At 68.9% G+C, this 25,554-nt stretch carries 28 protein-coding genes; 2 read left to right on the forward strand and 26 right to left on the reverse strand.

Translation table 11 applies throughout. The features are described from left to right. Positions 1-30: 30 nt before the first annotated feature. The 21 genes from rplE to ABTW64_RS04130 all read right to left on the reverse strand — a co-directional run bounded on the left by rplE (position 31) and on the right by ABTW64_RS04130 (position 16,680). The gene (gene rplE, locus ABTW64_RS04030) at positions 31-618 is read right to left on the reverse strand and encodes a 50S ribosomal protein L5 (RefSeq protein WP_350619429.1); all 588 of its coding nucleotides are present in this window, start codon (positions 616-618) and stop codon (positions 31-33) included. 2 nt (positions 619-620) lie between these two features. After that, positions 621-980 carry a 50S ribosomal protein L24 gene (gene rplX, locus ABTW64_RS04035; protein ID WP_350619431.1) on the reverse strand — a complete coding sequence of 120 codons (360 nt, stop codon included), beginning with the start codon at positions 978-980 and terminating at the stop codon, positions 621-623. Between the two features lie 3 nt (positions 981-983). Next, positions 984-1,352, reverse strand: coding sequence for a 50S ribosomal protein L14 (gene rplN / locus ABTW64_RS04040; RefSeq protein WP_350619433.1), 369 nt, complete (start codon positions 1,350-1,352; stop codon positions 984-986). Then, positions 1,349-1,657 (reverse strand): 30S ribosomal protein S17, encoded by a 309-nt coding sequence (gene rpsQ / locus ABTW64_RS04045; protein WP_350619435.1) that lies wholly within the window; start codon positions 1,655-1,657, stop codon positions 1,349-1,351. Before rpsQ ends, rplN begins: the two co-directional genes overlap by 4 nt. After that, positions 1,657-1,962 (reverse strand): 50S ribosomal protein L29, encoded by a 306-nt coding sequence (gene rpmC / locus ABTW64_RS04050; RefSeq protein ID WP_350619437.1) that lies wholly within the window; start codon positions 1,960-1,962, stop codon positions 1,657-1,659. Before rpmC ends, rpsQ begins: the two co-directional genes overlap by 1 nt. Beyond that, the gene (gene rplP / locus ABTW64_RS04055) at positions 1,962-2,381 is read right to left on the reverse strand and encodes a 50S ribosomal protein L16 (protein WP_067354305.1); all 420 of its coding nucleotides are present in this window, start codon (positions 2,379-2,381) and stop codon (positions 1,962-1,964) included. Before rplP ends, rpmC begins: the two co-directional genes overlap by 1 nt. Beyond that, complete coding sequence (gene rpsC, locus ABTW64_RS04060; protein WP_350619440.1) at positions 2,381-3,139, reverse strand: 30S ribosomal protein S3; 759 nt, start codon at positions 3,137-3,139, stop codon at positions 2,381-2,383. The genes rplP and rpsC overlap by 1 nt, the downstream gene beginning before the upstream one ends. Next, on the reverse strand, positions 3,139-3,534 hold the full coding sequence (gene rplV / locus ABTW64_RS04065; RefSeq protein ID WP_350619442.1) for a 50S ribosomal protein L22: 396 nt from the start codon (positions 3,532-3,534) through the stop codon (positions 3,139-3,141). Before rplV ends, rpsC begins: the two co-directional genes overlap by 1 nt. A 25-nt stretch (positions 3,535-3,559) precedes the next feature. Continuing rightward, complete coding sequence (rpsS, locus tag ABTW64_RS04070) at positions 3,560-3,841, reverse strand: 30S ribosomal protein S19 (RefSeq protein WP_055992152.1); 282 nt, start codon at positions 3,839-3,841, stop codon at positions 3,560-3,562. Between the two features lie 11 nt (positions 3,842-3,852). Then, positions 3,853-4,692: a 50S ribosomal protein L2 gene (gene rplB / locus ABTW64_RS04075; RefSeq protein WP_350619444.1), complete on the reverse strand. Its 840-nt coding sequence runs from the start codon at positions 4,690-4,692 to the stop codon at positions 3,853-3,855. 22 nt (positions 4,693-4,714) lie between these two features. Beyond that, on the reverse strand, positions 4,715-5,014 hold the full coding sequence (gene rplW, locus ABTW64_RS04080) for a 50S ribosomal protein L23 (protein WP_350619446.1): 300 nt from the start codon (positions 5,012-5,014) through the stop codon (positions 4,715-4,717). After that, positions 5,011-5,670, reverse strand: coding sequence for a 50S ribosomal protein L4 (rplD, locus tag ABTW64_RS04085; RefSeq protein ID WP_350619448.1), 660 nt, complete (start codon positions 5,668-5,670; stop codon positions 5,011-5,013). Before rplD ends, rplW begins: the two co-directional genes overlap by 4 nt. A gap of 5 nt (positions 5,671-5,675) precedes the next feature. Continuing rightward, positions 5,676-6,335 (reverse strand): 50S ribosomal protein L3, encoded by a 660-nt coding sequence (gene rplC / locus ABTW64_RS04090; protein WP_134745971.1) that lies wholly within the window; start codon positions 6,333-6,335, stop codon positions 5,676-5,678. 13 nt (positions 6,336-6,348) lie between these two features. Further along, entirely contained in the window at positions 6,349-6,657 is a 309-nt protein-coding gene (rpsJ, locus tag ABTW64_RS04095) for a 30S ribosomal protein S10 (RefSeq protein WP_350619451.1), read from the reverse strand. 403 nt (positions 6,658-7,060) lie between these two features. Continuing rightward, entirely contained in the window at positions 7,061-8,590 is a 1,530-nt protein-coding gene (locus ABTW64_RS04100; protein WP_350619453.1) for a succinic semialdehyde dehydrogenase, read from the reverse strand. Beyond that, a complete protein-coding gene (locus ABTW64_RS04105; RefSeq protein WP_350619455.1) occupies positions 8,587-9,435 on the reverse strand; it encodes an SDR family NAD(P)-dependent oxidoreductase in 849 nt (282 codons plus the stop codon). Before ABTW64_RS04105 ends, ABTW64_RS04100 begins: the two co-directional genes overlap by 4 nt. A 117-nt stretch (positions 9,436-9,552) precedes the next feature. After that, the gene (locus ABTW64_RS04110) at positions 9,553-10,422 is read right to left on the reverse strand and encodes an aggregation-promoting factor C-terminal-like domain-containing protein (protein WP_350619457.1); all 870 of its coding nucleotides are present in this window, start codon (positions 10,420-10,422) and stop codon (positions 9,553-9,555) included. A 260-nt stretch (positions 10,423-10,682) separates the two neighbouring features. After that, positions 10,683-10,898 (reverse strand): Rv0909 family putative TA system antitoxin, encoded by a 216-nt coding sequence (locus tag ABTW64_RS04115; RefSeq protein ID WP_350619459.1) that lies wholly within the window; start codon positions 10,896-10,898, stop codon positions 10,683-10,685. Between the two features lie 199 nt (positions 10,899-11,097). After that, a complete protein-coding gene (locus ABTW64_RS04120) occupies positions 11,098-12,597 on the reverse strand; it encodes a sugar transferase (RefSeq protein ID WP_350619461.1) in 1,500 nt (499 codons plus the stop codon). A gap of 160 nt (positions 12,598-12,757) precedes the next feature. Further along, positions 12,758-14,536, reverse strand: coding sequence for a DUF4012 domain-containing protein (locus tag ABTW64_RS04125; RefSeq protein ID WP_350619463.1), 1,779 nt, complete (start codon positions 14,534-14,536; stop codon positions 12,758-12,760). 47 nt (positions 14,537-14,583) lie between these two features. Next, complete coding sequence (locus tag ABTW64_RS04130; RefSeq protein ID WP_350619465.1) at positions 14,584-16,680, reverse strand: hypothetical protein; 2,097 nt, start codon at positions 16,678-16,680, stop codon at positions 14,584-14,586. 223 nt (positions 16,681-16,903) lie between these two features. On the opposite strand from ABTW64_RS04130, the gene ABTW64_RS04135 reads away from it, so the two are divergent. Both ABTW64_RS04135 and ABTW64_RS04140 read left to right on the forward strand, forming a co-directional pair. Continuing rightward, the gene (locus ABTW64_RS04135) at positions 16,904-17,662 is read left to right on the forward strand and encodes a DUF4422 domain-containing protein (protein ID WP_350619467.1); all 759 of its coding nucleotides are present in this window, start codon (positions 16,904-16,906) and stop codon (positions 17,660-17,662) included. 157 nt (positions 17,663-17,819) lie between these two features. Next, positions 17,820-19,160 carry a DUF6418 domain-containing protein gene (locus tag ABTW64_RS04140; protein WP_350619469.1) on the forward strand — a complete coding sequence of 447 codons (1,341 nt, stop codon included), beginning with the start codon at positions 17,820-17,822 and terminating at the stop codon, positions 19,158-19,160. A gap of 6 nt (positions 19,161-19,166) precedes the next feature. Here ABTW64_RS04140 and ABTW64_RS04145 read toward each other — a convergent pair whose 3' ends face one another. Genes ABTW64_RS04145 through ABTW64_RS04165 form a run of 5 tightly spaced genes read right to left on the reverse strand, consistent with a single transcriptional unit; the run spans position 19,167 to position 25,475 of the window. Beyond that, positions 19,167-20,576, reverse strand: a complete 1,410-nt coding sequence (locus ABTW64_RS04145) for a lipopolysaccharide biosynthesis protein (RefSeq protein WP_350619471.1) — start codon at positions 20,574-20,576, stop codon at positions 19,167-19,169. A 28-nt stretch (positions 20,577-20,604) separates the two neighbouring features. Next, complete coding sequence (locus tag ABTW64_RS04150; RefSeq protein ID WP_350619473.1) at positions 20,605-21,663, reverse strand: N-acetylneuraminate synthase family protein; 1,059 nt, start codon at positions 21,661-21,663, stop codon at positions 20,605-20,607. A 37-nt stretch (positions 21,664-21,700) separates the two neighbouring features. Continuing rightward, on the reverse strand, positions 21,701-23,404 hold the full coding sequence (locus ABTW64_RS04155; RefSeq protein WP_350619475.1) for a cytidylyltransferase domain-containing protein: 1,704 nt from the start codon (positions 23,402-23,404) through the stop codon (positions 21,701-21,703). Beyond that, on the reverse strand, positions 23,401-24,444 hold the full coding sequence (locus ABTW64_RS04160) for a hypothetical protein (RefSeq protein ID WP_350619477.1): 1,044 nt from the start codon (positions 24,442-24,444) through the stop codon (positions 23,401-23,403). Before ABTW64_RS04160 ends, ABTW64_RS04155 begins: the two co-directional genes overlap by 4 nt. Then, positions 24,441-25,475, reverse strand: coding sequence for a polysaccharide pyruvyl transferase family protein (locus ABTW64_RS04165; protein ID WP_350619479.1), 1,035 nt, complete (start codon positions 25,473-25,475; stop codon positions 24,441-24,443). Before ABTW64_RS04165 ends, ABTW64_RS04160 begins: the two co-directional genes overlap by 4 nt. Positions 25,476-25,554: the final 79 nt, after the last annotated feature.

Genomic DNA, 25,554 nt, shown 5'->3' on the forward strand with positions numbered 1-25,554 from the left:
ATCTTACCGCAGACCGACCTGAGAGCGAGCTCAGGCCTGCTGGTCCTCCGTGCGGAAGGGGAAGCCGAGGTGACGCAGAAGCGCGCGGCCCTCGTCGTCCGTCTTCGCGGTGGTCACGACCGTGATGTCGAAACCACGCACGCGGTCGATCTTGTCCTGGTCGATCTCGTGGAACACCGACTGCTCCTGGAGACCGAACGTGTAGTTGCCGTTCCCGTCGAACTGCTTGCCCGACAGGCCGCGGAAGTCGCGGATGCGGGGCAGGGCCAGCGAGATCAGGCGGTCCAGGAACTCCCAGGCGCGGTCACCGCGGAGGGTGACGTGCGCGCCGATGGCCTGGCCCTCACGCAGCTTGAACTGCGCGATCGACTTCTTCGCCTTGGTGACGACGGGCTTCTGACCGGTGATGGCGGTGAGGTCTGCGACCGCGCCCTCGATCACCTTGGAGTCGCGAGCTGCCTCGCCGACACCGGTGTTGACGACGACCTTGACCAGGCCAGGGATCTGCATGACGTTGTCGTAGCCGAACTCGTCCTGCAGCTTCTGGCGGATCTGGTCGCGGTAGACCTGCTTCAGGCGCGGCTGGATTTTGCCAGCCTGCGCGTCAATGGTGCTCACTGTCAGATGTCCTTACCCGACTTCTTCGCGAAACGAACGCGAACAGTCTTCTTGACGCCGTCCTTGACCTGCTCCTCCACGCGGAAGCCGACGCGGGTCGGCTTCTTCGTGTCGGGGTCGACGAGCGCGACGTTGGAAATGTGGATGGGGGCCTCGTACGTCTCGATGCCACCGGTCTTGGTGCCGCGCTGGGTCTGACCGATCCGGTTGTGCTTCGTGATGTAGTTGACGCCCTCGACGACGACACGCTGGCCGCCGTCGACGACCTCGAGGACCTTGCCCTGCTTGCCGCGGTCTCCGCCGCGGTCCTGCTTGGCGCCCGTGATGACCTGGACCAGGTCACCCTTCTTGATCTTCGCCATGGGTTACAGCACCTCCGGGGCGAGCGAGACGATCTTCATGAACTTGCGGTCACGAAGCTCGCGGCCGACCGGGCCGAAGATGCGGGTGCCGCGGGGCTCCCCGTCGTTCTTCAGGATCACGGCGGCGTTCTCGTCGAACTTGATGTACGAACCGTCAGCACGACGCGTCTGCTTGACGGTGCGGACGACGACCGCCTTGACGACGTCGCCCTTCTTCACGTTGCCGCCCGGGATCGCGTCCTTGACCGTCGCGACGATGGTGTCGCCCACGCCGGCGTAACGGCGGTTCGAACCACCGAGCACGCGGATGGTGAGCAGCTCCTTCGCGCCGGTGTTGTCGGCGACCTTGAGGCGGGTCTCAGTCTGGATCACTTGGCCTTCTCCAGGATCTCAACCAGGCGCCAGCGCTTCGTGGCGCTGAGCGGACGGGTCTCGTTGATCAGAACGAGGTCGCCGATGCCGGCGGTGTTCTGCTCGTCGTGCGCCTTGAGCTTCTTGGTGCGACGGATGACCTTGCCGTAGAGGGGGTGCTTCACGCGGTCCTCGACCTCGACGACGATCGTCTTGTCCATCTTGTCGCTCACGACGTAGCCGCGGGCCGACTTGCGGTAGCCACGGGCGTCCACGTCACGGACGTCGTGCTCGGCGTGCTCGCCGACCTTCTTCTCGGTGGCCATCACTCAGCCTCTCCCTCGGCGGCCGAAGTCTCGTCCGACTTCTTCGCCTTGCTCTTCTTGGCCTTCACCTCGACCGGAGCGGGCGTGGCACGGATGCCGAGCTCGCGCTCACGGATGACGGTGTAGAGCCGCGCGATGTCGCGCTTGACGGCGCGGATGCGGCCGTGGCTCTCGAGCTGGCCGGTGGCCGACTGGAAGCGCAGGTTGAACAGCTCTTCCTTGGCCTTGCGCAGCTCCTCGACGAGGCGCTGGTCCTCGAACGTGTCGAGCTCGCTCGTGGCGAGCTCCTTGGTGCCGATCGCCATTACGCGTCGCCCTCCTCGCGCTTGATGATGCGTGCCTTCAGAGGCAGCTTGTGAATGGCACGGGTCAGGGCCTCACGAGCCAGCTGCTCGTTGACGCCGGCGACCTCGAAGAGGACGCGACCCGGCTTGACGTTGGCGACCCACCACTCCGGCGAGCCCTTACCCGAACCCATGCGGGTCTCGGCGGGCTTCTTCGTGAGCGGACGGTCGGGGTAGATGTTGATCCACACCTTTCCGCCACGCTTGATGTGACGCGTCATGGCGATACGAGCGGACTCGATCTGACGGTTGGTCACGTAAGCGGGCGTGAGCGCCTGGATGCCGAACTCACCGAAGGAGACCTTGGTGCCACCCGTCGCCTGACCATCCCGCTTGGGGTGGTGCTGCTTGCGGTACTTGACCTTGCGGGGGATGAGCATTACGCCGAAGCTCCTTCCACGGCCGGAGCAGCCGCGTCGTCACGACGCGGGCCACGGCGGCCGCCACGGTCGCGGTCACGGGCCGGCTTCATGTTGGCCTGCTCGCGCGCGAGTTCCTTGTTGGTGAGGTCGCCCTTGTAGATCCACACCTTCACGCCGATGCGGCCGAAGGTGGTCTTGGCCTCGTAGAAGCCGTAGTCGATGTTCGCGCGCAGCGTGTGCAGCGGCACACGACCCTCGCGGTAGAACTCCGAACGGCTCATCTCCGCGCCGCCGAGGCGGCCCGAGACCTGGATCCGGACGCCCTTGGCGCCGGCGCGCTGGGCACCCTGCAGGCCCTTGCGCATCGCGCGGCGGAAGGCCACGCGGGCGCTGAGCTGCTCGGCGACGCCCTGGGCGACGAGCTGAGCGTCGGCCTCGGGGTTCTTGACCTCGAGGATGTTCAGCTGGATCTGCTTGCCAGTGAGCTTCTCGAGCTCGCCGCGGATGCGCTCGGCCTCCGCGCCACGACGACCGATCACGATGCCCGGACGGGCCGTGTGAATGTCGACGCGGACGCGGTCACGCGTGCGCTCGATCTCGATCCGGCTCACGCCGGCGCGGTCGAGGTTCGTCTGCAGCAGCTTGCGGATCTTGATGTCCTCGGCCACGTAGTCGGCGTAACGCTGACCCGGCTTCGTCGAGTCCGAGAACCAGCGCGAGACGTGGTCCGTGGTGATGCCGAGGCGGAAGCCGTAGGGGCTGACTTTCTGTCCCATTACTTGCTCGCCTTCTTCTTGCTGTCGCCAGCGGTCTCAGCGACCTCCGGCGTCGAGAGCACGACCGTGATGTGGCTCGTGCGCTTCTTGATCTGGAACGCGCGACCCTGTGCACGGGGCTGGAAACGCTTGAGCGTCGTGCCCTCGTCCACGTAGGCGTTCTTGACGAACAGGTCCTGCTCGTCCAGGTACTCGCCGTCCTTGTCGGCCTTCACCTGCGCGTTGGCCATGGCCGACGCGACAAGCTTGTAGATCGGCTCCGAAGCCGACTGCGGCGCGAACTTCAGGATCGCGAGCGCCTCCTGGGCCTGCTTGCCCTTGATGAGCGCGACGACACGACGAGCCTTCTGAGGGGTCACGCGGATGTGTCGCACGCGTGCGATGGACTCCACCATTTCTTCTCCTCTTGCGTCACCGCGATCAGCGGCGACGGCCCTTCTTGTCGTCCTTCTCGTGGCCGCGGAAGGTGCGGGTGGGCGCGAACTCGCCCAGCTTGTGGCCGACCAGCGTCTCCGTGACGAACACGGGGATGTGCTTGCGGCCGTCGTGCACGGCGATGGTGTGTCCCAGCATGGCGGGGATGATCATCGAACGACGCGACCAGGTCTTGATCACGTTCTTGGTGCCGGCTTCGTTCTGCGAGACAACCTTGCGCAGCAGGTGCTCGTCGACGAAGGGGCCCTTCTTCAGACTGCGGGGCATCTTCTTTACTCCTACTTGCGCTTCTTGCCGGCGTTACGGCGACGCACGATGAGCTTGTCGCTTTCCTTGTTGGCGTGGCGGGTGCGGCCCTCAGGCTGACCCCACGGCGAGACCGGGTGACGACCACCGGAGGTCTTGCCCTCACCACCACCGTGCGGGTGGTCGACCGGGTTCATGGCGACACCGCGGACGGTCGGGCGGACGCCCTTCCAGCGCTTGCGGCCGGCCTTGCCCCAGTTGATGTTCGACTGCTCGGCGTTGCCGACCTCGCCGATCGTCGCGCGGCAGCGCGCGTCGACGTTGCGGACCTCGCCCGAGGGCAGACGCAGCTGCGCGTAGGGGCCGTCCTTCGCGACGAGACGCACCGAGGCGCCCGCCGAGCGCGCCATCTTCGCGCCGCCGCCGGGGCGGAGCTCGATGGCGTGGATGACGGTACCCGTCGGGATGTTGCGCAGCGGCAGGTTGTTGCCGGGCTTGATGTCGGCGTTCGGACCCGACTCGACGACGTCACCCTGCTGCAGCTTGTTCGGCGCCAGGATGTAGCGCTTCGTGCCGTCCACGTAGTGGAGCAGAGCGATGCGCGCCGTGCGGTTGGGGTCGTACTCGATGTGCGCGACCTTGGCGTCGACGCCGTCCTTGTCGTTGCGACGGAAGTCGATCACGCGGTACTGGCGCTTGTGGCCACCACCGATGTGACGCGTCGTGATGCGGCCCTGGTTGTTGCGGCCACCGGTCTTGGACAGCGGGCGCAGCAGCGACTTCTCGGGCGTCGATCGGGTGATCTCGGCGAAGTCAGCCACCGACGAGCCGCGGCGACCGGGGGTCGTGGGCTTGTAGTTGCGAATAGCCATGTTCTCTCTTCCTCCCCGACCGTCAGCCGACTGCCGTGAAGATGTCGATGGTGCCCGACTTGAGCGTCACGATGGCGCGCTTGGTGTCCTTGCGCTTGCCGATGCCGAAGCGGGTGCGACGGGCCTTGCCGACGCGGTTGATCGTGTTGACCGAAGCCACCTTGACGCCGAAGATCTTCTCGATCGCGAGCTTGATCTCGGTCTTGTTCGAGCGGGGGTCCACGATGAACGTGTACTTGCCCTCGTCGATCAGCCCGTAGCTCTTCTCCGAGACGACCGGCGCCAGGATGACGTCGCGCGGGTCCTTCTGGACGGCGGTCATGCCGAGACCTCCTCAGTGGCGCCGGCCTTCTGCGCGATGAACGCGTCGATGGCGGCCTTGGTGAAGACGATGTCGTCCGAGACGAGCACGTCGTAGGCGTTCAGCTGGTCGGCCATCAGCACGTGCACGTAACCGAGGTTGCGCACGCTCAGGTAGCCGAAGTCGTCCTCGCGGTCGAGCACGACGAGCACGTTCTTGGCGGGCGACACCTTCGCGAGGAAGGAGGCGGCAGCCTTGGTCGAGGGCTCGGACACACCGAACGACTCGACGACGTGGATGCGGTCGCCCCGCAGACGGTCGCTGAGCGCACCCGCGAGGGCGGCGGCGATCATCTTCTTGGGGGTGCGCTGCGAGTAGTCGCGCGGCTTCGGGCCGTGGACGATGCCACCGCCGGTCATGTGCGGCGCGCGGATCGAGCCCTGACGGGCGTTACCCGTGCCCTTCTGCTTGAAGGGCTTGCGGCCGGCGCCCGAGACCTCACCGCGACGCTTGGTCGAGTGGGTGCCCTGGCGAGCCGCGGCGAGCTGCGCGACGACGACCTGGTGGATCAGCGGGATGTTCGTCTTGACGTCGAACACCGAGGCGGGCAGCTCGACCGAGCCGGCCTTGTTGCCGTCGATGCCCAGAACGTCGAGAGCGAGAGTCGAGTCAGCCATCTAACTCAGGCCCCCTTCACAGCGTTGCGGACGTACACGGTGCGGCCGCGCGCGCCGGGGACGGCGCCCTTGACGAGCAGCAGACCCTTCTCGGCGTCGACGGCGTGAACCGTGAGGTTGAGGACGGTCACGCGCTCGGCGCCCATACGGCCGGCCATGCGCATGCCCTTGAAGACGCGGCTCGGGGTCGACGAGGCGCCGATCGAACCGGGCTTGCGGTGGTTGCGGTGCGCACCGTGCGAAGCCGAGACGCCCTTGAAGTTGTGGCGCTTCATGACACCAGCGGTGCCCTTACCCTTGCTCGTGCCGACGACGTCGACGAGCTGGCCGGCCTCGAAGGTGCCGTCGACCGTCAGCTCCTGACCGAGCGAGTACTCGGCGGCGTCGGCGGTGCGGATCTCCGCGAGGTGGCGACGGGGCGTGACGCCCGCGGCCTCGAAGTGGCCCGAGAGCGGCTTGTTGACCTTGCGCGGGTCGATGGCGCCGGCGGCGATCTGGATGGCCGAGTAGCCGTCCTTCTCAGCCGTGCGCACCTGCGTGACCACGTTCGGCGCGAGCTCGATCACCGTGACGGGGATGAGCTTGCCGTTCTCGTTCCAGACCTGGGTCATGCCGAGCTTGGTGCCCAGCAGGCCCTTCGAAATCTTGTTGTTGATGTCAGCCATGTCGAACCCGCCCTCAGAGCTTGATCTCGATGTTGACGTCGGCCGGCAGGTCGAGACGCATCAGCGAGTCGACGGCCTTCGGCGTCGGGTCGACGATGTCGATGAGGCGCTTGTGCGTGCGCATCTCGAAGTGCTCGCGGCTGTCCTTGTACTTGTGGGGCGAACGGATCACGGGGATCACGTTCTTCTCGGTCGGAAGGGGCACCGGGCCCACGACCGTCGCGCCCGCACGGGTGACCGTGTCGACGATCTTGCGCGCCGACGTGTCGATGACCTCGTGGTCATACGACTTCAGGCGAATGCGGATCTTCTGTCCCGCCATTGTCTGCTCACTCTCTTTACGCGTCGTACCTCTGGGGCATTGGACGCACGTACCCTCCGGAAACCCTTCGGGCCAGCTGTTCACATGTCAGTCCACGCGCGCAGAGAAGCCCCTGCGTGGTGGTTGTGTGATTTCGTTCTCCTGCCCGCGGCCCAGACCTCGCGCCCCGGAACCTTTCGGATCGAGCGCCGCCTGTGCACTGCCCTGGCAGTGATCCCGCGCAGTCCTCCCGGAGGAGCGCACGCGGAAATGTGGAACTTGTCTATTCTGCCACCCGCGACCACGCCTTGGCAACCCGGGCGTGTCGCGCCGCGAGCCGCGGAATCCCGCGGCTCGCGCCCCCTCGTTGGGCGCCTTCCCAGACTCCCCCTGACGCCGCCTCGGGCGCGAGGTCCGGAGCGGCTCAGCGGAAGAGGTTGAGCCCCCGCGCGGCCGCGCTCATGATCCGCTCGTACACCTCGTTGCGCATGCCGGGCCACGGGCCGACCGGGCGCAGCCGCTGCACCGCGATGGTCTGCGCCTCCGTGTACTTCTCGATGCCCTCGCGGCCATGCCGGCGGCCCACGCCCGATGCCTTCCATCCGCCCATCGGAGCGGCGTGCGACGCCCACGCGGCCGCGTACCCCTCGTTGACGTTGACGGTGCCGGTGCGCACCTGGGCGGCGACCTCGGCGGCACCGCGTCGGCGCGTCCACACGCTCGCGTTGAGGCCGTAGTCGCTGTCGTTGGCGCGCTCGATGGCCTCACGCTCGTCACGCGTGCGGTAGATCGACACCACCGGGCCGAACGTCTCCTCGCGGTACAGCACAGCGCTCTCGGGCACCTCGGCGAGGATCGTGGGCTCGAAGAACGAGGGGCCGAGATCGGGGCGCGCGGCGCCTCCCGTCAGCACGCGGGCGCCCTTCGCGACCGCGTCCGCGACGTGCGCCTCCACCGCGCGCACCTGGTTCTCGGAGATCAGCGAGCCGATGTCGATGCCCCAGTCGTCGCCGCCGCCGATCGTGAGCGCCCGTGTCTCCCGCACGAAGGCGTCCGTGAACGCGTCGGCGACCCGTTCGGGCACGTAGATGCGCTCGATGCTCACGCACAGCTGGCCCGCGTTCGAGAAGCACGCGCGCACGGCGCCGCGGGCGGCGGCCTCGATGTCGGCGTCCTCCATCACGATCAGCGGGTTCTTGCCGCCCAGCTCCGCCGCGAAGTCGACGAGCCGCGCGGCGCACTGCTGGGCGATCACGGTTCCGCTGGCGGTCGATCCGGTGAACATGACGAAGTCGGCGGCGTCGATGAGGGCCGTGCCGATCGTGCGGCCCGCGCCCAGCGCGACCTGCATCACGTCGCGGGGCAGACCGGCCTCGCGCAGCAGCTGCACCGCGAGCAGAGCCGAGTAGGGCGTCTGCGAGTCGGGCTTGAGGATCACCGCGTTGCCCGCCAGCAGCGCCGGGATGGCGTCGCTCGCGGCGAGGGTGAACGGGTAGTTCCAGGGGGCGATGATGCCGACCAGCCCTTTGGGATGGCGCACCTCTCGCGTCGCCGTCAGCAGCGGGATGGCGCCCGCGCGACGACGCGGGCGCAGCGCCCGCGCGGCCGTGCCGGCGTAGTGCCCGGCGAGGAGCGCGACGTCGAGCACCTCCTCCAGTGCGTGGATGCGCGACTTGCCGGTCTCGGCCTGCACGACGTCGAGCGCGAGCCGCTTGCGATCGAGCACCAGCTTGGCGAAGCGCCGGATGATCGCGCGCCGCTGGCCGATCGGCGTGGCGGCCCACTCGCGCTGGGCGGCACGCCCCGACCGCTCCAGCTCGTGCAGCTCGCCGACCGTGTGCGTCGGCACGGAGCCGATCGCCCGGCCGGTCCAGGGCGAGCGGATCTCGAGCGCGTCGCCCGAGGCGCCGTGCGCCTGCGCGAGCAGCGCGGCCTGAACGTCGGCGGCGATCACTTGCCGCTCCGACCGGTGAAGTGGTCCATGGACGAGTAGACCTGGAAGACGTGGTCGGCCACCCAGTCCCACGCGCGGGTGGGCAGGATGCCGCGCGCCGCCATGCCGAGCTTCACGGTCCACGGCTTCGACACGATCGGCTGGCCCGCCTTCATGCCGTTCCAGGCAGCATCGACGGCCTGCTCGGGCGACATGATCGGAGTGAGAAGCGGACCGCGCGCGCCCGCGAACATCCCGGTGCTCACGTAGCTGGGGCAGAAGGTCGTGACCGAGATGTGGCGGTGCGGGCTGCGGGCCAGCTCGAGGCGGAGCGACTCGCTCCAGCCGATCATCGCCCACTTCGACGACGCGTACACGCTCATGTTCGGGTTGGCGAGCGTGCCGGCCGCGGAGGCGATGTTGAGGATGCGCTTCGGACGCGAGGGGTCGGCGAACATGTCGGGCAGCACCTCGCGCGTGAGCCACATCGGCGCGAGCGTGTTGATCCGCATCGTCAGCTCGATGTCGCGCGACGGGTCGTGCTCCCAGAACGGGACGCCCCGCACGATGCCCGCGTTGTTGACCAGGATGTCCGGAGCGCCGAGCGCCTCGCGCACCCGGGCGACGCCCTCGACGATCTGATCGGGCCGCGAGACGTCCACCACGAAGGGCTCGGCCTTCACGCCGGCGCGCCGCACCTCCGCGGCGACCGACTCGGCGGCCTCGCCGTCCACGTCCCAGAGCGCCACGGATGCCGCGCCCTCTGCGGCCGCGCGGCGGGCGTACAGCGCGCCCATCCCCCGGCCCGCGCCGGTGATGAGGACGTTGGCTCCCGAGATCGGCTCAGACAGCGCGCCACGTGGCATGTTCGACTCCCTCGTGCGAACGGAATATTGCCGACCCACTCTACGCGGCCACGCACAAGTGCCCGGACCGCCGCCGCAGCGGCCGGCCCGGGCACTTCTGCTCGGCGTGAGGTCGGCTCAGTACCAGTTGACGGCCTGCGAGTGGCCCCACGCGGCGCACGGGGTGCCGTAAGCGCGCGAGATGTAGTCGAGGCCCCACGCGATCTGCGTCGTGGCGTTGGTCTGCCAGTCGGCGCCGACCGTGGCCATCTTCGAGCCGGGCAGTGACTGCGGGATGCCGTACGCGCCGCTCGACGGGTTGGAGGCCTGATAGTTCCACCCCGACTCCTTGTTCCACAGCGACACGAGGCAGCCGAACTGGTCGGCACCCCAGTCGTAGCGCTCGGCGGCCATGGCCTGCGCGGTCGCCTGCGCGGCAGCGGGCGTGTTGGCGGCCGCCTGCGCCTCGGCGGCGCGGCGCGCCTCCTCGGCCTTGCGCGCCTCCTCGGCCTTGCGGGCCTCTTCGGCCTTGCGCGCGGCCTCGGCCTCCGCGTCGGCCTGCTCGAGCGCTGCCGTCTCGGCCATCACGTCCTGCGTGATCTGCTCTGTCTCGCGCACCTCGCCACGCACGACCACGGGCGGCAGGCTGTCGTAGTCGCTGAGCTGCTCCACGTGCTCTTCGAGCGGTGCCGTGTCGACGCCGTCGTGCGCGTCCGACAGAGCCGCCTCGGCACGATCGATCGCGGCCTCGGCGACGGCGGTGGCCTGCTTGTCGTCGGCCGCGACCGCGATGGCCTTGAGGTCCGCGGCGGGGGCCGCGACCGTGCGCTCGGCCGGAGGAACCGCAGCCGACACGGCCGCCGCACCGCTGACCACGATGCCCAGGCCGGCGGCGATGCCGATCAGGCGGCGGTGGCGGCGCAGGGCGCGCTCGCGACGCACGAGCGTCAGGTGGTTGGCGCGGGGGAACGGGGTGAGAAGGGGACGATCGTTCTGGTTCTGCGACATACCTTGCGTTTCGTTCGGGTATGCCCGCACCCGCTTCACCGCAGCCGCCTTCGGGTGACGGCCGCGACAGGCGCAGACCCTCCACCGTGACCTGCCGGCCTGAACGGATACCTCCCAGGGCATGGGAGCCCGGTGCACGGCCCATGGGCGTTACCTGTTCGTTACCTTGTGATCGGCTGGACGCTCGGCACGCACGGTGACGTCCGACGCGGCGAGGCCCCCACCCCGGGCGGGGGCGAGGGCCTCGCGAAGGCGTGCGCCTACTCGTTGCCGACGGCGCCGTCGACGTTGTCGCGCACCTGGTCGATCTGCCCGTCGAGGTCGTCCGGCAGAACGCTCTTGGCGAAGTCGGTGACCTTGTCGAGCACCGAGTCGCTCACGCCCTCGGCCTCCGCGCTCTGCAGGGCATCCTGCAGCTTGTCCTTGTTCTGCTCGAAGAGCTCCTTGCCCTGGTTCACGAGGTCGTCGAAACCCATGATTCCCCTCCCAAAGGGTTGTGCGCGTCCGCGGATCGGACGCATCCCGGCCATTGTGACAAAGGGCCGGATGCCCTTCGGCATGTCGCGCAGCGCCGCTCACCACGGGCTGCCCGGGCACCTCCGCGTGGAGGGCGAAACGCCGGCGGGCGCGGGCTCGGTGCGCGCCGGTCAGTGCGCGGGGTCAGTGGGCGAGGGGTCAGTGGGCGGACTCGCCCGGCGCCACGACGGCCTTCACGGTGCGGAACAGGATGACGATGTCCTGCGTGAACGACCAGTTCTCCACGTAATAGAGGTCGAGCCGGATCGCGTCCTCCCACGACAGCGACGAGCGGCCGCTCACCTGCCACAGGCCGCTCATGCCCGGCTTCACCAGGAGCCGCCGGTGCGCGGCCTCGTCGTAGAGCGCCACCTCGGCCGCGCGCTGCGGCCTCGGGCCCACCAGGCTCATGTCGCCCATCAGCACGTTGAACAGCTGCGGCAGCTCGTCCAGCGAATGCTTGCGCAGGAACCGACCCACACGCGTGATGCGCGGGTCGTTGGTGACCTTGAACAGCGGCTGCGTGCTCGTGCCCTGCACGTCGAGCAGGCTCGCGAGCTGGTCGTCCGCGTCGGCGACCATCGAGCGGAACTTGATCATGCGGAAGGGCATGCCCTTCCGGCCGATGCGCTCCTGCGTGTAGAACAGCGGACCCGGACCGTCGAGCTTGATCGCGATCATCACCGCGAGCAGCACGGGCGACGCCACCAGGATGATCAGCGACGACCCCACGATGTCGAACGAGCGCTTCAGGAAGCGCTTGGCGCCCTCGAGGCGGGGGAAGTCGATGTGCACGAGCGGCAGACCCGCGACGGGCCGCGCGTGGATGCGGGGACCGGCGACATCCGTCGTGGCGGGCGCCACGATCCAGCCGATGTCGCGATCGCCCATCTCCCAGCCGAGCTGTCGCAGGGCGCGCGGATCGATGTTGTCGGCGCCGGCGAAGATCACCGTGTCGGCACCCACCCGCTCCACGGCGTTCAGCGCATCGTCGTACGAGCCCACCACGGGGATGTCACTGTCGATCGGCTCCTGCCGCCCGCGCTTGGTGATGGCTCCGATGATGTTGAGGCCCGTGTCGGGGGTGGAGCGGATCATCCGGGCGATGTGCAGCGCGTTGGTGCGCTCGCCGAGCACCACGACGTTGTGCACGTACTCCGCGCGCCGCTGCCGGCTGCGCAGCCACTGGCGCCACAGCCAGCGCGAGAACAGCAGCAGCAGCATGCCGAGCGGCGCAGCGAAGAGGAACAGCGAGCGCGCCAGGTCGATGCGCAGCAGGAACGCGACGGCGATGACCAGGCAGAACACGATCAGCGTCGCGTTCACGATGCGGCGGTACTCGATGATGCCGTGGCCGACGATGTGGTCGTCGCGGCTGTCGGCAGCGTCCAGGCCGATGAGCCACAGCAGGCCCAGGATCAGCAGCACGACGCCGTACGGAAGGCCCGGCCCGTGCGGCCAGTCGACCCGCTGGGAGAGGCTGAAGGGCGCCAGATACGCGTAGGCCAGGAGGGTCCCCGCCACGACCAGCACATCCGTGAACACGAGACGCCCCGCGTAGCGACGGGTCCACGACCGGCGCGTCCTCTTGGTGTGCGGATGCGCCTCGTCGCTCAAGGTCAGATCCTCCATCGCCTCCGCACCCTGCGGTCCTGTCATGCGGGGGCGTCCATCCTCGGCTCGACGAGCACGGCCAGCGCCTCGTGGATCGCCGCTCGCTCGCCTACCCCGCGTCTTGCTCACAACCTGTCAGATTGTACGCACGGTCGGCGAATTCTCAGGGTCGGCACGACGGCCCGCGCCGAAGCCGGCCGTCGGATCAGCCCAGGCAGGCCCCCTCGACCGTCTTCTGCGAGGCCTGCACCATCGGCGTCGACCACAGCTCGAGGGGCCCGAACTCGCCCTCGCCGGTGAAGCGGGCGACGACCGACGCGGCCTCACCCGGGCGCAGGAAGGTCTCGAAGGCGGCCACGGGACGGCCCAGGTCGGTGATGTCGGTGCGCAGCGGCCGGACGTCGCGGCCGTCGACCGAGACGTCGAGCACCTCGGTGCCCGGAGGGCCGTAGACGAAGACCTCCGTGCGGAACTGGCTCGTGCCCCAGTCGCGGCTCTGGACGTAACGCGGGAGGTTGTCGGCGGCCGCCTGATCGATGTCGAGATGCAGCCGGGCGTTTGCGGTGAACGTCGTCGCGGCGCCTTCGCAGTTCGCGGCGACGTCGATCGACGACTTCATGTAGTAATCGATCTTCGACGCCGAGGTGTCGCGGAAGTACACGCCGACCGTCGTCTGGTCGTCGTTCTCCTTCGGCAGCACGCCCGAGACCTTCTGGCCGTCGATCATCTGCGCGACCTCCGGATCCTCCATCCACATCAGGATGTCGCCGTTGTCGATGCTCGTCTGCACGGCCCACGCCATGTGCTTGAAGTCGAAGTCGCCGGTCGAGACCTTCTCGAACACGGTCGCGGCCACGCTCGCGAAGAAGGCGTCGGCCATGTCGGCACCCTGCGGCGTGTAGCTGTCCCAGCGCGCGTAGACCTCGCTCAGCAGCAGGCGCACCGCGTTGGTCTCATCGATGGTGTCGCCCGTGATGAGCTGCAGGGGGCCCGTCGCCTTCAGCACGCGCGCGAGCGCGATCGGGTCGATCGAGACTACGCCGTGCACCGGGTCGGGATTCACATCCCGGTTCCAGAAGGCTCGGACGAGCTGCGCCGCGGTCGGGAAATCGGGACGGCTCATCGTGGTGTTCATGTGCGCGACCAGGTAGTCGCTGTACAGGTCGATGGCGCTCTGGTCGACCGGCACATCGACGGGCGTGCCGTTGGCGTAGGCGCGACTGCCCGCCTGCTGGGCGAGCTGGATGTCGCCCGCGTCGACGTTGACGAGGGTCTGCGATGCCGCGCTGCCGCCGAGCGGCAGCGTCTCGGCGTTGTTCTGGAAGATCAGCAGATAGCTGCGCGGCCCCTCGGCGCCGAGCAGCTTCGGCAGCACCTCCAGCACCGGCCCCGCGGCGCTCATCACCTCGTGCACCTGGTCGACGCCGCTGCGCACAGGCCCTACCAGGAACGACGAGGCATGCACGTCGGCGACCTCGTCCGCCAGCCGCGTCACCTCGGGGCTGGCGTCGCGCAGGATGGGCAGCGCCCGGCCGAGGATCGATCCCCCCGCGGGGTCGTCCTTCACCGCCAGCACCGGAGTTCCCACATCGTTGGCGACGACGTCGAGAGACTCGGCTGCCAGTCGCACGCCGCGCAGGTTGTCGCCGAGCGCAGGGATGAACTCGAGCACGCGCCAGACGGGATCGCCCGCCGCGTCGGCAGCCGCGCCGGCATGCTCGCCCAGATCCGCGACCGTCTGGCTGAGCCCCTCTCCGCCCTCGACATTCGCGACCAGCGCCTGCGCGGCCTCCAGCTCGTTCTTCACGATGACGGCCTTGAACGCGACCCAGACGGCCAGCCCCAGCAGCACGATCGCGACGATGGCCACGATGAGCCAGGCTCGCCCGCGGCGAGCGCGCTTGCGGTCGTGGGCCGCCTCGTCGACTGCGGCCGCCGCGGCGGCCTGCTCTCGCCTGGCACGTCGCGTCAGGTGCTGATGCATTCGAGAATCCTAACCGTGCGACCGTGTCCGACTCGTCCGATCGACGCTCAGAAGGCCGCCGCTGTGACGTTCCCGGTGATCAGCTTCGGCGACTCCCCCACCTCGATGGTCACGCGTCCGTTCTTCGGTTCGAGCGCCTGGACCTCGCCCTGCAGCGAGGTCACGTACACCGGACCGTCCGCCTCGTAGGTCGCCGTGACGTCACCTCCGGCAGGCGCCCAGGCGACGCGCGTCGGTGCCGTCTCCTCGCCGAACACCTCGGAGCGCACGCCTGCGCCCTCCTCGCGTGCGGCATACGGCTTGCCCGCGATCTTCGTGATCAACAGCCCGGCGCTGAGCGCCGACTGCTTCGGAGCGGGGGCGAGCACGCCTGCTCGGGGCGGGGCGAACAGCCCGAAGTTGCCCTCATGCTCGGCTGGCCCGCCCCCGTCATTGACGACGTCGTACCACATGAACTTCTCCACGCCACGCGACAGGGTGATCGTCGCCGCGCGTACGAACTGCATGCCCTGCTGCGCCTCGGTCACGTCGCCGGTCTTGGTGGTCCATCCGAGTTCCGACATCCAGATCGCGCTCTCGCTGCCGGCGTTTTCGCGCATGCTCTTACGAGCCGCGCCGATGATCTTGTCGAGGTTGTGCACGTTCGAGTACACGACCTCGTACGGGTGGAAGCTCATCGCATCCGTGTACTTCATGCCGCCGAGCTGCCACAGCCGGTCGAACCACGCGCCGTCGTACAGCGCCGTTGCGCCGGTGACGATCGGCAGGTCGGCCTTGACGGCCCCGACATGGCGGTGCGCCGACTCGAGCAGCGGCAGGTAGCATTCCGGGGCTGAACCGCAGGAGCCCGTCACGAAGCGCTTCTGGTTGAACTCGTTGAAGACCTCGACGCCCGAGAGATCGAATGCGCGCGCCATCTCTCCGGCATAGCGTCCGAAGGCTTCGACGGCCTCCGGCGAGGTCGGAGTGTGGCCGCCGTCGTACAGGGGATTGGCGTAGTTGGCCGTGCCGAGCACCGCGACGCCGTTGGCCCGTGCGCGCGGGATCTCGGTCGTGTAGCGCTGGTCCCACGTGTACTCGCCCCGCCGCAGCTCGTTCAGCCTCCACAGGATGTCGGTTCGCACCTCGCCGAATCCGAGCGAACGGGCGATGCGTCCACCGCGCGCATGCTGCGCCCGGTCGAACTGCGCCGTGATGCCGAACCGCGAGTCGGTGGGAAGGGCGGAGCCGGCGGCGTCGACCACCACGATCGGCGTCGAGACCGACCGCCCGGAGGCGTCCGCGACGACGAAGGAGAAGTAGCCCTGCGGTACGTCGGCGAGCGGGATGCCCGCGACTGCCGACTGCACCGGCACGGTGCCCCCCGCCACCTCCTCGCCGCTGGTCGTCGTCACCCGCCAGGTCGCCTCCCCTTGGGGAAGCGCGGCGACGATCGTCGCGAGGCTGGACTCGAAGACGAGCGAGTCGTTCACGATTACCGACTGGGGCACCTCGACCGCCTCGAAACCGCCGTTCGGCACGACGCTCTGACCGCCCGCCGGCGTCAGCGTGATGTCGTCGACGCTCAGTCCGAGAACCGGCGCATCGAGCTGCAACGCGACCTGCGTCTCGGCGGCCCCATCGGCGGGAGCCGAGATGGGATACGAAACCTTCTGCCAGGCGGCATTCAGCTCGGGCAGCGGCCGCACGACGTCACCGACGGTGAACGCGGCTTTCACCGCCACGGGCCTCACCGACTGCACGCGGACCCAGGCCTCGAGCAGATAGTCCGCGCCCGGGACGACGGTCACCGGTACGGCGGCAGCGACCGTCGACTGCGCGACGACCGGTGCATCGACGCCCAACGAGACCGCGCCGCCGTGGGCGCTGCCGGCCTCCGGGAGCACGGCGGCGATCGCGGTATCGGGTGCGAGCTGCCAGCCGTCGACAGAGCCACGGAACATGGCCGATCGGGCCAGCGGGGCGTCCGGCTCGGACGTGGGAGTCGGCTTGGGCGTCGCCGATGCGGTCGCGGTCGCAGACGCCGACGGCGACGTCTCGGGATCTGCCGGGGCGATCACCGCCCACGCGATGCCCCCGCCGATCACCACGGTCAGCACCGCAGCGATGCCTGTGACGAGGGTCGTCCGTCTTGTCCATGCCATGCGTTGCGAATGCTCCTCGGCGTTTTGGTGTCTCTGTCACGAGCGTCGCCGAGTGCTCATCTTGGCACAGCGCCGTGACGGGACCGGCCCGCGCCGCGTCGGCGATACGGCTCGCGGGCGCCCCGTACGGCACGGGCCCTCGCGTCGCCGCGCGGGACGCTCCGCCTATGCTGGCATGCGGCGCACACATGGATGATGCGCAGAGCAAGTCATGGAGGGCCCCGTGTCGATCGCCGTCTTCGTCGCCGCGCACAAGCCGTACAAGATGCCCGACGATCCGCTCTACGTGCCTCTGCACGTCGGTCACGCGACGGCTCGACAGGAGACCGGGTTCACCGGGGACGACACCGGCGACAACATCTCCGATCGCAACGACACGTACTGCGAGCTCACGGGCCTGTACTGGTTCTGGAAGAACACGCGGCACGATGTCTACGGGCTCGCGCACTACCGACGCCACTTCGCCGGTCGCGGCCCCGGCGGGATCGCGACGCGAGCCGAGGTCGAGGAGTGGCTTCGGAGCGCGGATGTCATCGTCCCGCGGCGACGCAACTATGTGATCGAGACCGTCCGCTCGCACTACTCACGCGCTCACCACGCGTCCGATCTCGACGCGTGCCGTGCGGCCCTGGCGCAGCTGCATCCCGATTACGTGCCGGCCTTCGACCGAGTCATGGGGCGGACCTCGCTGTCGCTGTACAACATGTTCATCATGCGTCGCGAACTGCTGGACGAGTACGCGGCATGGCTGTTCCCCGTGCTGGCCTACGTCGAGGAGCGCACGGACCTGAGCGACTACGGCCCTCAGCAGGCGCGTGTCTTCGGGTACCTGGGCGAGCGCCTCTTCAACGTGTGGCTCGAGAAGCATGCGCCCTCTCTTCGCATCGCCTACCGCCGGGTGATCGCGCTCGAGGGAGAGAACTACCTCAAGAAGGCGTGGGGCGTGCTCCAGCGGCGCGTCGGCCGCGGGAGGGCGCACTGAGGGCGTACATGCCGAGGGCATAGCATGCTGAGAGTCGCGCGCATCTGACGGAGGCGTCGAGTCGACCGAGAGGACCACGATTTTGGCATCAACGGCTCTGCGCCCCGACGCCGCGCGGGCTCCAGAGACAGCGGTGATCCCTCCTCGCGCGGCTCCCATGACGATGCCGACCGTGCTCGTCCTCGCCGCCCTCCTCGCGCTGGGGCTGCTGAACCAGATCGCCGGCCCCACCCTCGTGGTCGCATGGGGCGCTGTCGCCGTGCTGGTGGCCTACATCGTGGTGCTGTTCTTCCGCGATCTCGTGTCGCTCTTCCTCGCCGTGCCGTTCTTCGCCGTGCTGCTGCCGGTTGTCCTGTCCAACCTGTACATCGAGCACGGCGGATACATCTCCGAACAGGGCGTCCACGGCGAGCCGACGGGTTCGACACTGCGCATCGTCGGCTACTGCATCGTCTTCTTCGCCACCATCCAGTTCGTCGTGTCGCAGGTCGCCGCGCGGATTCCACGCGCCTCCGTCGACGTCGATCGTTTCGCGCTCTGGGCGAAGCTCGTCCACGGGGCTGTCCTGCTCGGATCCCTCGGCGTGCTGGTCATCTTCGGCTCGCCCTTCCTGGAGGGCATCGATCGCTTCGACTACTGGTCACAGCTGCCGGGGCTGCTCGACCGCATTCCCTTCCTGATCGCGCTCTGCTGCGCCGCCACGGCCGTGGCGATCGCCCTGCGAGACAAGCTCGACTGGGTGCTGCTCGCACTCCTCGCGGTCAGCGTCATCATCCTGGTGCTCTTCGCCGAGAAGTTCACCGGTCTCTACACGGCGCTGGTCTACAGCGTCGGAGTGGCGTACACCGCTCGCATCCGCTTCGTGAACCCGTCGATCAAACTGGGGCCGCTTCTCATCGGCGGCTCGCTCGCGGCCGTCGCGCTGGCAGCGCTCGCGACCGTGGGATTCATGGTCTTCCACGGATACAACACGTCGAACGTGCTGCAGAAGCTGCTCGATCGCGCACTGGGCCTGCAGGGCCATGTCTGGTACGGCGTCGATCGCCTGCTGCAGACGCAGGGCCCCTCCGGCGATCTCACGCACCTTCTCCCGGGTCGCGAGGGCGATTGGGGCGGCGTGACGCTGCTCATGTACGAGATCTCTCCGACGGCATTCGTCGACCGCATGGTCGCCAATGGCCTGCGCTTCACGATGGGCGGGCCCGGGCTGATCTCGTACGTCTTCGGGTACGGCGCCGGCGCCGTGGTCTTCGCCGTGGCCGGCCTGATGGCGGGGGCCGTGCTGGGCTACCTGCTCTTCGCGATCGCACGCCTGCGGACCATCAGCTTGCTGGTGGGCCTCTACGGCGTGCGGCTGATGATCAACGTCTTCATGCTGGGCGACGTGACCGACCTCTGGAAGCCGCTGTCCTTCGCCTTCTGGGGGTGGGTCGCGATCGACCTGCTCCTCGTCCGGCTCGGCCGCAGCCGACGCGATTCCGCCCTGGCGACCGCCTGATCGGCGTCACGCGGACGCGCGGCTCCTGTGCTTGCGCGCGATCCACACAGCAGCGACGCAGCAGAAGACGACCGCCGCAGCCGCCGCCGTTCGGCCCCATAGCCAAGGGCCGCTCGAGGGCAGTATCGCCACACCCACGGACAGGGCGGTCGCTGCCATCCAGATGCCGCTCGTCCACAGCACCGGACGCGCCGGAACGTCGGCGAACCGCCGAACCGCTGCCAGGCACAGTGCGGAGAGCACCGCATACGAGAACGCAGAAGCGATCGCTGCGGCGATGACGCCGATCGACGGGATCAGCAGGAAGTTGAGCCCCAGCGCGACGGCCGCCGAGATGGCCGTCGCGATGGCGGTCGAGCGGGCGTCCTTGTGGTCGTTCATGACGGCCACTGCGAGAAGATAGGCAGGTCGGTACGTCGCGCAGAGCGAGACGACGGCGATCACCGAGGCGGCCCAATCGGGAGCGCTCGGAGCGGCGATGACGACGAGCAACGGCGCGGCCAGCGCGATCGCCAGTGAGAGCGTCGCCACCACCGCCGAATACGGCACGAGGGCGCGCGACAGCAGCCCCCGCTTCGCGTCGCGATCTCGCGAGGCGAAGAACCGCGGAACCCACGCCGACTGCGCGGCGTCGAGCACGAGGCTGAGCCCGGTTCCGATCACGTACGCCACGTAGTAGGCGCCCACCACCTCTGCCCCGAGGAAGCCCTCGACGATCAGCCGGTCGCTCATGTTCAGGACCCACAGCGTGACCCACTGGAAGACGAACCACGCGCTGAATGCGACGATCTGCCGTCCGTCGGCAAGCCCCCACTGCAGGGGGACGCGCTGGATGGTCAGGCCGATCACAGCGCTCACCAGGGCGCCGGCGAGCATGCCCGCCAGGTAGCCGACGGCCCCCCACAGCACTGCGAGGCTCAGGCCCACGATCTGACCCACGACGGCCTGGACCACGGTCATGACGAGGAAGAGCCCGACCCGCCGCGACGTGCGTGCGAGGCTCAGCATGATCCCCTGCGCCGACAGCACCCATCCGAGAGCCAGAGCGATCAGGAGCACCGCACCCCGGGTGCCGTCCGGCGCGACGAGCCCCGCCCAGAGCGGCGCGGAGCCCGCGACGACGACCAGCGCAGCGCCCGAGAACGCGAGCTGCCGCCACACCAGGGCGGGCCACGACGCCCGCCGATCGCTCGCGTCGTCATGCACGAGACGCACGATGGCGAACTGCACGCCGAGGCCGAACAGGATGGAGGCCAGGTTCGAGACGGCGAGCCCGAGCGCAACCTCGCCCACATCGCTCGGCACCAGCATGCGGGTCAGGAACGGCAGGACCAGCACGGGCAGCCCGCGCTGCACGACCGTGGCCGCGAGATAGACGGCGCCTTCTCGCCGGATGCCCCGGGCCGCGTCGCTCATGGCCACGCTCCCGGCCCCACCGCCCGGCTCAACGGGCGCTGATGTCGGTGTCGAGGATCGGCTCGCCGGCCTTCTTGTCGACGGTGAGCGCGGCGCCCACGACCTCGTCCCAGCGGGCGATCTCAACGCCGACGTTGGCGCGCAGCGGAATGAGGTGCTCCTCGGTCAGGACCGTGCCGGCGGCGAGATCGGCGTGCGCGATCACGCGGCGGCGCGCGTTGTCCACCGCCGCCTGCTGCGACGCCACATCCGGCGTGTCCGACCCGGCCAGCACCCGCATGAGCGCGAGCTCCTCGGTGAACGCCTGCAGGCCCGCCTCGTCGAACGCGTGGTAGTGATCGTTGCCGATGCCGGTCCGGTCATCGGTGTAGTGCTTCTCGAGGATCGTCGCCCCGTATGCAAGAGCGAGCTTCAGCGCGGGCACGTCACCGCTTTCCGTGGGCGGCACGTGGTCCGAGTACCCGATCGCCACCTGGTCGCCGAACTCGGCGGCCAGCGTCCGGATCGCCGAGATGTTGGCGATCTCAGCGGGAGTCGGATAGCGCAGCACGCAGTGCAGCAGCGCGATCTGAGTGGCGCCGGCCTCGCGGAGCACGGCGAGCGACGCCCGGATCTCATCGTGCGTCGCCGCACCGACGGAGACGATCACCGGCTTGCCGGTGCGGGCGATGCGACGCAGCAGCGGCACGTTCGTGAGGTCGGCGGACGCGACCTTGAACTGCGGGACGAGCGGCTCCAGGTAGTCGACGGCCTCGAAGTCGAACGGCGTCGACATGAAGTCGACTCCCTCGGCGGCGCAGTGATCGGCCAGCTCCTGGTACTGCGCCGGCCCGAACGCATCGAAGCGCTGGAACAGCTCGTGCTGAGACTGCGTCGCCTCCTTGGTCGTGTCCCAGTAGGCCGGGCTGTGCTCGCGACTGGCGAGCGTGTCGGCCTTGTAGGTCTGGAACTTGGCCGCGTGGCCACCGGCGCGGGCGACCGCGGAGATCATCTCCTTGGCACGGGACATGGACCCCTCGTAGTTCATGCCGATCTCGGCGATGATGTAGGGGTCGAGCGAGGTGGCTTCGAAAGCGTTCTTGGCCATGGACATGCCTCTCGTTCAGGCGCGCAGCGCCAGTGGGTCAGAGATTCGGGAACGGATCGAGACCCAGCAGGTCGAAGATCCGCCCCAACGTGCGGTGGTTGCTGCGCCCCGCCACGGCGCGCAGCGCAGATTCTCGCAGCTCCCGCCGAAGCGCGCTGTCCTCGACCATACGCCGCACGGCGTCGTCGAGAACGGCCGGCTCCGTCTGCGATCCGAGACCCAGCATCAGCACGCCGTTGGCGGCCGTGGCGTGGGTATGCGTGAGCTCCTTCTCGTTCTGCGCCATGCCGATCGAGGGCACGCCGAGGGTGGCGAGCTCGATCACCGTGCGGCCGGCCGACGTGAACGCGAGGTCGGCTCGCCCGATGACGCTCGGCATATGACGCACGTCGGTGAGGACCTCGAGGCGGAAGGGACGGTCCACCTCGGGCAAGGGGGCCGCCCCCAGCCCTCGGACGGCCGTGACATCGCCCGTGAAGCCGATGCGCGCGAGAGCGTCGAGCGCGCGCTCACCGAGCCGCGACGGGTCTGTGCCGCCGAACAGCACCAGCACGTGCTCGACCGCGTCCCGGAGTGGGTTCGGCGCGCGAACGTAGTCGAACCCGGGCGCGAGGATGGCGTTGTCGATCCCTGTGAGGGCGCGACGCGCTCCTTCGTGCACCGGGATGAACTCGGCCACGACGAGATCGGCCCGCGCTGCCCCCGTTCCCAGGTCTTCGAAGGTGAGCACGCGCACGCCCGGCACGCGCTCTCGGATGGCGTCGATGAGCTCCGCGGACGTGTCCAGCACATCGAAGATCACGAGATCCGGTCGGAACGCGGCGAGCTCGGCGACGAACTCGTCATCGCCATCCACCTCGCGGTTCTCGAAGGGGAGCCGATCGAAGAATCGCCGCCCGAGCGGCTTGTGCCGCGACGTGTACAGCCGCAGATCATGACGTGCCAGCTCCGTCGCCACGGCCATCGAGCGGTACACATGCCCCATGCCGAGCTCGGGAGCCGCATCGGTGCGCACGACGATCCGCAGACGGGTCATCAGATGGGCGGCGGCGTAGAGGTCGGAGAACGAGTCGATGTCGATCGCCTCCTCCGCCGAGAGCTCGATCAGCGTGATCGGGGCGATGACGCGGGTCTGGTGCGCTTCGATGTCGGCGAGACGCGCGCCGATGACGCCGCCGGTCTCGCGCAGCTCGGCCGGCAGCTGCTGCCGATTGACGCGCGCCGCGTACAGCGGGACGTTCTCTCCGTGCTCATCCCGCCCCCATCGAAGGTGGCGATCATCCGTGACGGTCATGGCTGAGCGGCTCTCTCCGCGGGAGAGGACCTCGGAGGCCCGGACGATCGCGGAAGCGGGAAGCAGCGGCGATGTGGGCTGGACGGTCAGGATGGGGTCGGTGTCGCGTGCCCCCATCCGCCGCAGGAGGGGCAGGTTGCGGATGATCTTGGTGTCGAGCGTCTCGCCCGGCGGCGTCGGCTGGTCCTCGTAGATCACGACCGCGCCGGCGCTCCGCGCGATCGCCTCGATCTCGCGGTCGTCCGTGATGACGATCACCCGGTCGGCCGCGACAGCGGACTGCGCGGTCTGAATGGCGTGCACGATCAGCGGCCGTCCGGCGATGAGGCGCACGTTCTTGCGAGGCACGCCCACCGACCCCCCGCGCGCAGGAATCACCACCCACGCATCGGATCCGGGATCGTGGTGCAGTGCGTTTCCCGCTTTCGGGCCGCCGGCCGTGCTCACGATGCCCCCACGAGCACCTGAGCCGCCACGGTCTCGTCGATCGCCGAGAAGACCTTGACGTGCGTGGCTTCTCCCGCCCGAGCCCTCTGCACGGCCGAGGCGAGGTCGTCGAGCGGGTGCGGGGTGATGCCCAGTGCCCGATAAGCCTTGGTCAGGTCGTCCGTCACGCCCTCCGCCGTGAAGAAGACCACGCGAGCACCCACGTGCAGCGCCTCGAACGCCATGGTCGACAGCGGGGAGATGAGGATGTCGGCCTGCGTCAGCGACAGCAGGAACTCGCGCGGGGTGGACCTGGCCACGCTCACGTCGCGCAGGGCGGCGTCCTCCTCATACGCGTAGAAGTCGCGCGGATGCGCTCGGATGCACAGCTGTCCCGGGAAGGAGGCCGCGAGCTGCCGGATCGTCTCCGTCTGCCGCCGATGCGCCTCGTCCACGCCGTGTGCCTCGAACGCCTTCGTCACGAAGAACACGCGGCCCGAATCCTGCGTGGCACGCGCCGGCGGCACGTCGCGCAGCCACACCGGGCCCACCTGATGGATGCGCTCGCGATCGACGCCGCGCGCGACCATGAAGTCCTCGTTGATCTGCGCGACGGTCAGCACGTGCGACGCCTCGAACGCATTCAGGACGCGGACGTTCCGGCCTCGGAAGACGCCGTAGCGCAGTTTGTCGGAGATGCCGAGCTTCGTGTCCGGGTTGAACATGAGACCGCGGATGTACGAGACGTGCGGGATGCGCAGGACCCGCGACATCACACGGTGCTTCATCATGGAGAAGCCGGACATGATGACACGGGGGCGGGTGCGCAGGACCAGCGCGATGAATTCCGCCAGCCCCGACAGCTTGGGAAGCACCCGCGCACGATACGAGAACGCCTTGACCGGCACGATGGTCAGCCCGAAGTGATGGGAGATCCGCGCCTTCTCGAGGACAGCGGCCGGGGCGTGGACGACGATCTGCTCGGTCTGGGTGGCCGCGCGGGCCAGAAGAATGGCCTCCTCGATCTCCTCGGCGACCTCGCTGCTCAGGAGGATCGTCATCGTGCGCGCGCCCCGATCGAGGAGACGGCCTCCTTCATCAGGGGCAGGGACGATTCGATCACATCCACCGCCTGGTGCAGGGACGGCCAGTTGGTCCTCTCCTCGCTGCTGAGGAGGTCGTCCACGCGGTCGACGATGCCCTCCTCGCCGTTCCAGATCGCGGAGTCCTCGCCGTTCAGGGTCACGGACTGCCCGTAGCCGCGGCCGTCCTCGGTCAGCAGCACGCTGGGGCGGTGCTGGCTGACGAAGGCGAGGTGCGCATGAACGCGGTAGCCCACGTGGAGATCGGCTTCGCCGTAGAAGTCGATCTTCGAGAGGTCATAGGCGGCGTCGAGCACCTCGAAGCCCAGGGCTCGCGCGGCCACGGCCTGCGCCACCAGGGCGGCAGAGCGCGCGGGGTCGGTCTGGCGGTCGGGAAGCACGCCGCGGTGGAAGCTGGCGACGAGCCGTGCGCCCGCGTAGCGCTTCTTGAGCAGGCCCATCAGCTTGATCGCTTCGAGCGTGTTCTGCGGGCGGGCGGGGGTGGTGAAGACGACGGTCTTGGGGGCGCCGAACGCCGGCACCGGCGTGCCCAGATGCGGGACCGAATACCAGGCCGTGCACCCGCTGCGGACCGTCTCGATCCCCATACGAGTGAGGATGCCGTGCGTGACGTCGTCGCGGACGGTCAGGGGCGCCCCGTTCGCGTTGATGCCTCGCAGCACCTCCAGGCTCCCCGCGCTCATGGAGAACTCCTGGGGCGCTCGCGCCGGAAGACCCGACCATCCGAGCCCGATCCCCGCCAGCGTCAGCCCGTTCTCCACTGCGGCGCGGACGATCGGGAAGGTGTCCTCCACCATGCGGGTTGAGACGCCGGGTCCGCCGCACATCACGAGAGCCTTCGCGTCCTCGGGCAGCTCGCCGCGCTGCCAGCGCGCCACCGACTTGATCTCGGCATCCGGCAGGAGATGCGCGAGCAGCGCGCGCCCGCGAGCGTGGATGAGGTAGTCGCCTACGTTCTTCTTCGCTCCGTGCGTGACGTAAATCGCCAAAGTGGGGTCCCCTCGTACGCTGCGTGCTGAGCCGCTGCTCACAGCGCCCCATCATCCAACGTACGAGACTACGCGGTTC

Origin of the sequence: Microbacterium sp. NPDC096154, from assembly GCF_040302945.1 — a bacterium.
Classification (GTDB): Bacteria; Actinomycetota; Actinomycetes; order Actinomycetales; family Microbacteriaceae; genus Microbacterium.

What these genes read in the sequence shown, in the direction of transcription:
- rplV (WP_350619442.1), bottom strand. Translation starts at nt 3,534, where the DNA reads ATGGTGGAGTCCATCGCACGCGTGCGACACATCCGCGTGACCCCTCAG.
- ABTW64_RS04150 (WP_350619473.1), bottom strand. Translation starts at nt 21,663, where the DNA reads ATGGCCAAGAACGCTTTCGAAGCCACCTCGCTCGACCCCTACATCATC.
- rpsC (WP_350619440.1), bottom strand. Translation starts at nt 3,139, where the DNA reads ATGGGACAGAAAGTCAGCCCCTACGGCTTCCGCCTCGGCATCACCACG.
- rplP (WP_067354305.1), bottom strand. Translation starts at nt 2,381, where the DNA reads ATGCTCATCCCCCGCAAGGTCAAGTACCGCAAGCAGCACCACCCCAAG.
- rplC (WP_134745971.1), bottom strand. Translation starts at nt 6,335, where the DNA reads ATGGCTGACATCAACAACAAGATTTCGAAGGGCCTGCTGGGCACCAAG.
- ABTW64_RS04120 (WP_350619461.1), bottom strand. Translation starts at nt 12,597, where the DNA reads ATGACAGGACCGCAGGGTGCGGAGGCGATGGAGGATCTGACCTTGAGC.
- rplB (WP_350619444.1), bottom strand. Translation starts at nt 4,692, where the DNA reads ATGGCTATTCGCAACTACAAGCCCACGACCCCCGGTCGCCGCGGCTCG.
- ABTW64_RS04130 (WP_350619465.1), bottom strand. Translation starts at nt 16,680, where the DNA reads ATGGCATGGACAAGACGGACGACCCTCGTCACAGGCATCGCTGCGGTG.
- ABTW64_RS04125 (WP_350619463.1), bottom strand. Translation starts at nt 14,536, where the DNA reads ATGCATCAGCACCTGACGCGACGTGCCAGGCGAGAGCAGGCCGCCGCG.
- rpsS (WP_055992152.1), bottom strand. Translation starts at nt 3,841, where the DNA reads ATGCCCCGCAGTCTGAAGAAGGGCCCCTTCGTCGACGAGCACCTGCTG.
- ABTW64_RS04105 (WP_350619455.1), bottom strand. Translation starts at nt 9,435, where the DNA reads ATGCCACGTGGCGCGCTGTCTGAGCCGATCTCGGGAGCCAACGTCCTC.
- ABTW64_RS04140 (WP_350619469.1), top strand. Translation starts at nt 17,820, where the DNA reads ATGACGATGCCGACCGTGCTCGTCCTCGCCGCCCTCCTCGCGCTGGGG.
- ABTW64_RS04145 (WP_350619471.1), bottom strand. Translation starts at nt 20,576, where the DNA reads ATGAGCGACGCGGCCCGGGGCATCCGGCGAGAAGGCGCCGTCTATCTC.
- rplW (WP_350619446.1), bottom strand. Translation starts at nt 5,014, where the DNA reads ATGACCGCCGTCCAGAAGGACCCGCGCGACGTCATCCTGGCGCCGGTC.
- rpmC (WP_350619437.1), bottom strand. Translation starts at nt 1,962, where the DNA reads ATGGCGATCGGCACCAAGGAGCTCGCCACGAGCGAGCTCGACACGTTC.
- rplX (WP_350619431.1), bottom strand. Translation starts at nt 980, where the DNA reads ATGGCGAAGATCAAGAAGGGTGACCTGGTCCAGGTCATCACGGGCGCC.
- ABTW64_RS04160 (WP_350619477.1), bottom strand. Translation starts at nt 24,444, where the DNA reads ATGACGATCCTCCTGAGCAGCGAGGTCGCCGAGGAGATCGAGGAGGCC.
- ABTW64_RS04115 (WP_350619459.1), bottom strand. Translation starts at nt 10,898, where the DNA reads ATGGGTTTCGACGACCTCGTGAACCAGGGCAAGGAGCTCTTCGAGCAG.
- rplD (WP_350619448.1), bottom strand. Translation starts at nt 5,670, where the DNA reads ATGGCTGACTCGACTCTCGCTCTCGACGTTCTGGGCATCGACGGCAAC.
- rpsJ (WP_350619451.1), bottom strand. Translation starts at nt 6,657, where the DNA reads ATGGCGGGACAGAAGATCCGCATTCGCCTGAAGTCGTATGACCACGAG.
- rpsQ (WP_350619435.1), bottom strand. Translation starts at nt 1,657, where the DNA reads ATGGCCACCGAGAAGAAGGTCGGCGAGCACGCCGAGCACGACGTCCGT.
- ABTW64_RS04110 (WP_350619457.1), bottom strand. Translation starts at nt 10,422, where the DNA reads ATGTCGCAGAACCAGAACGATCGTCCCCTTCTCACCCCGTTCCCCCGC.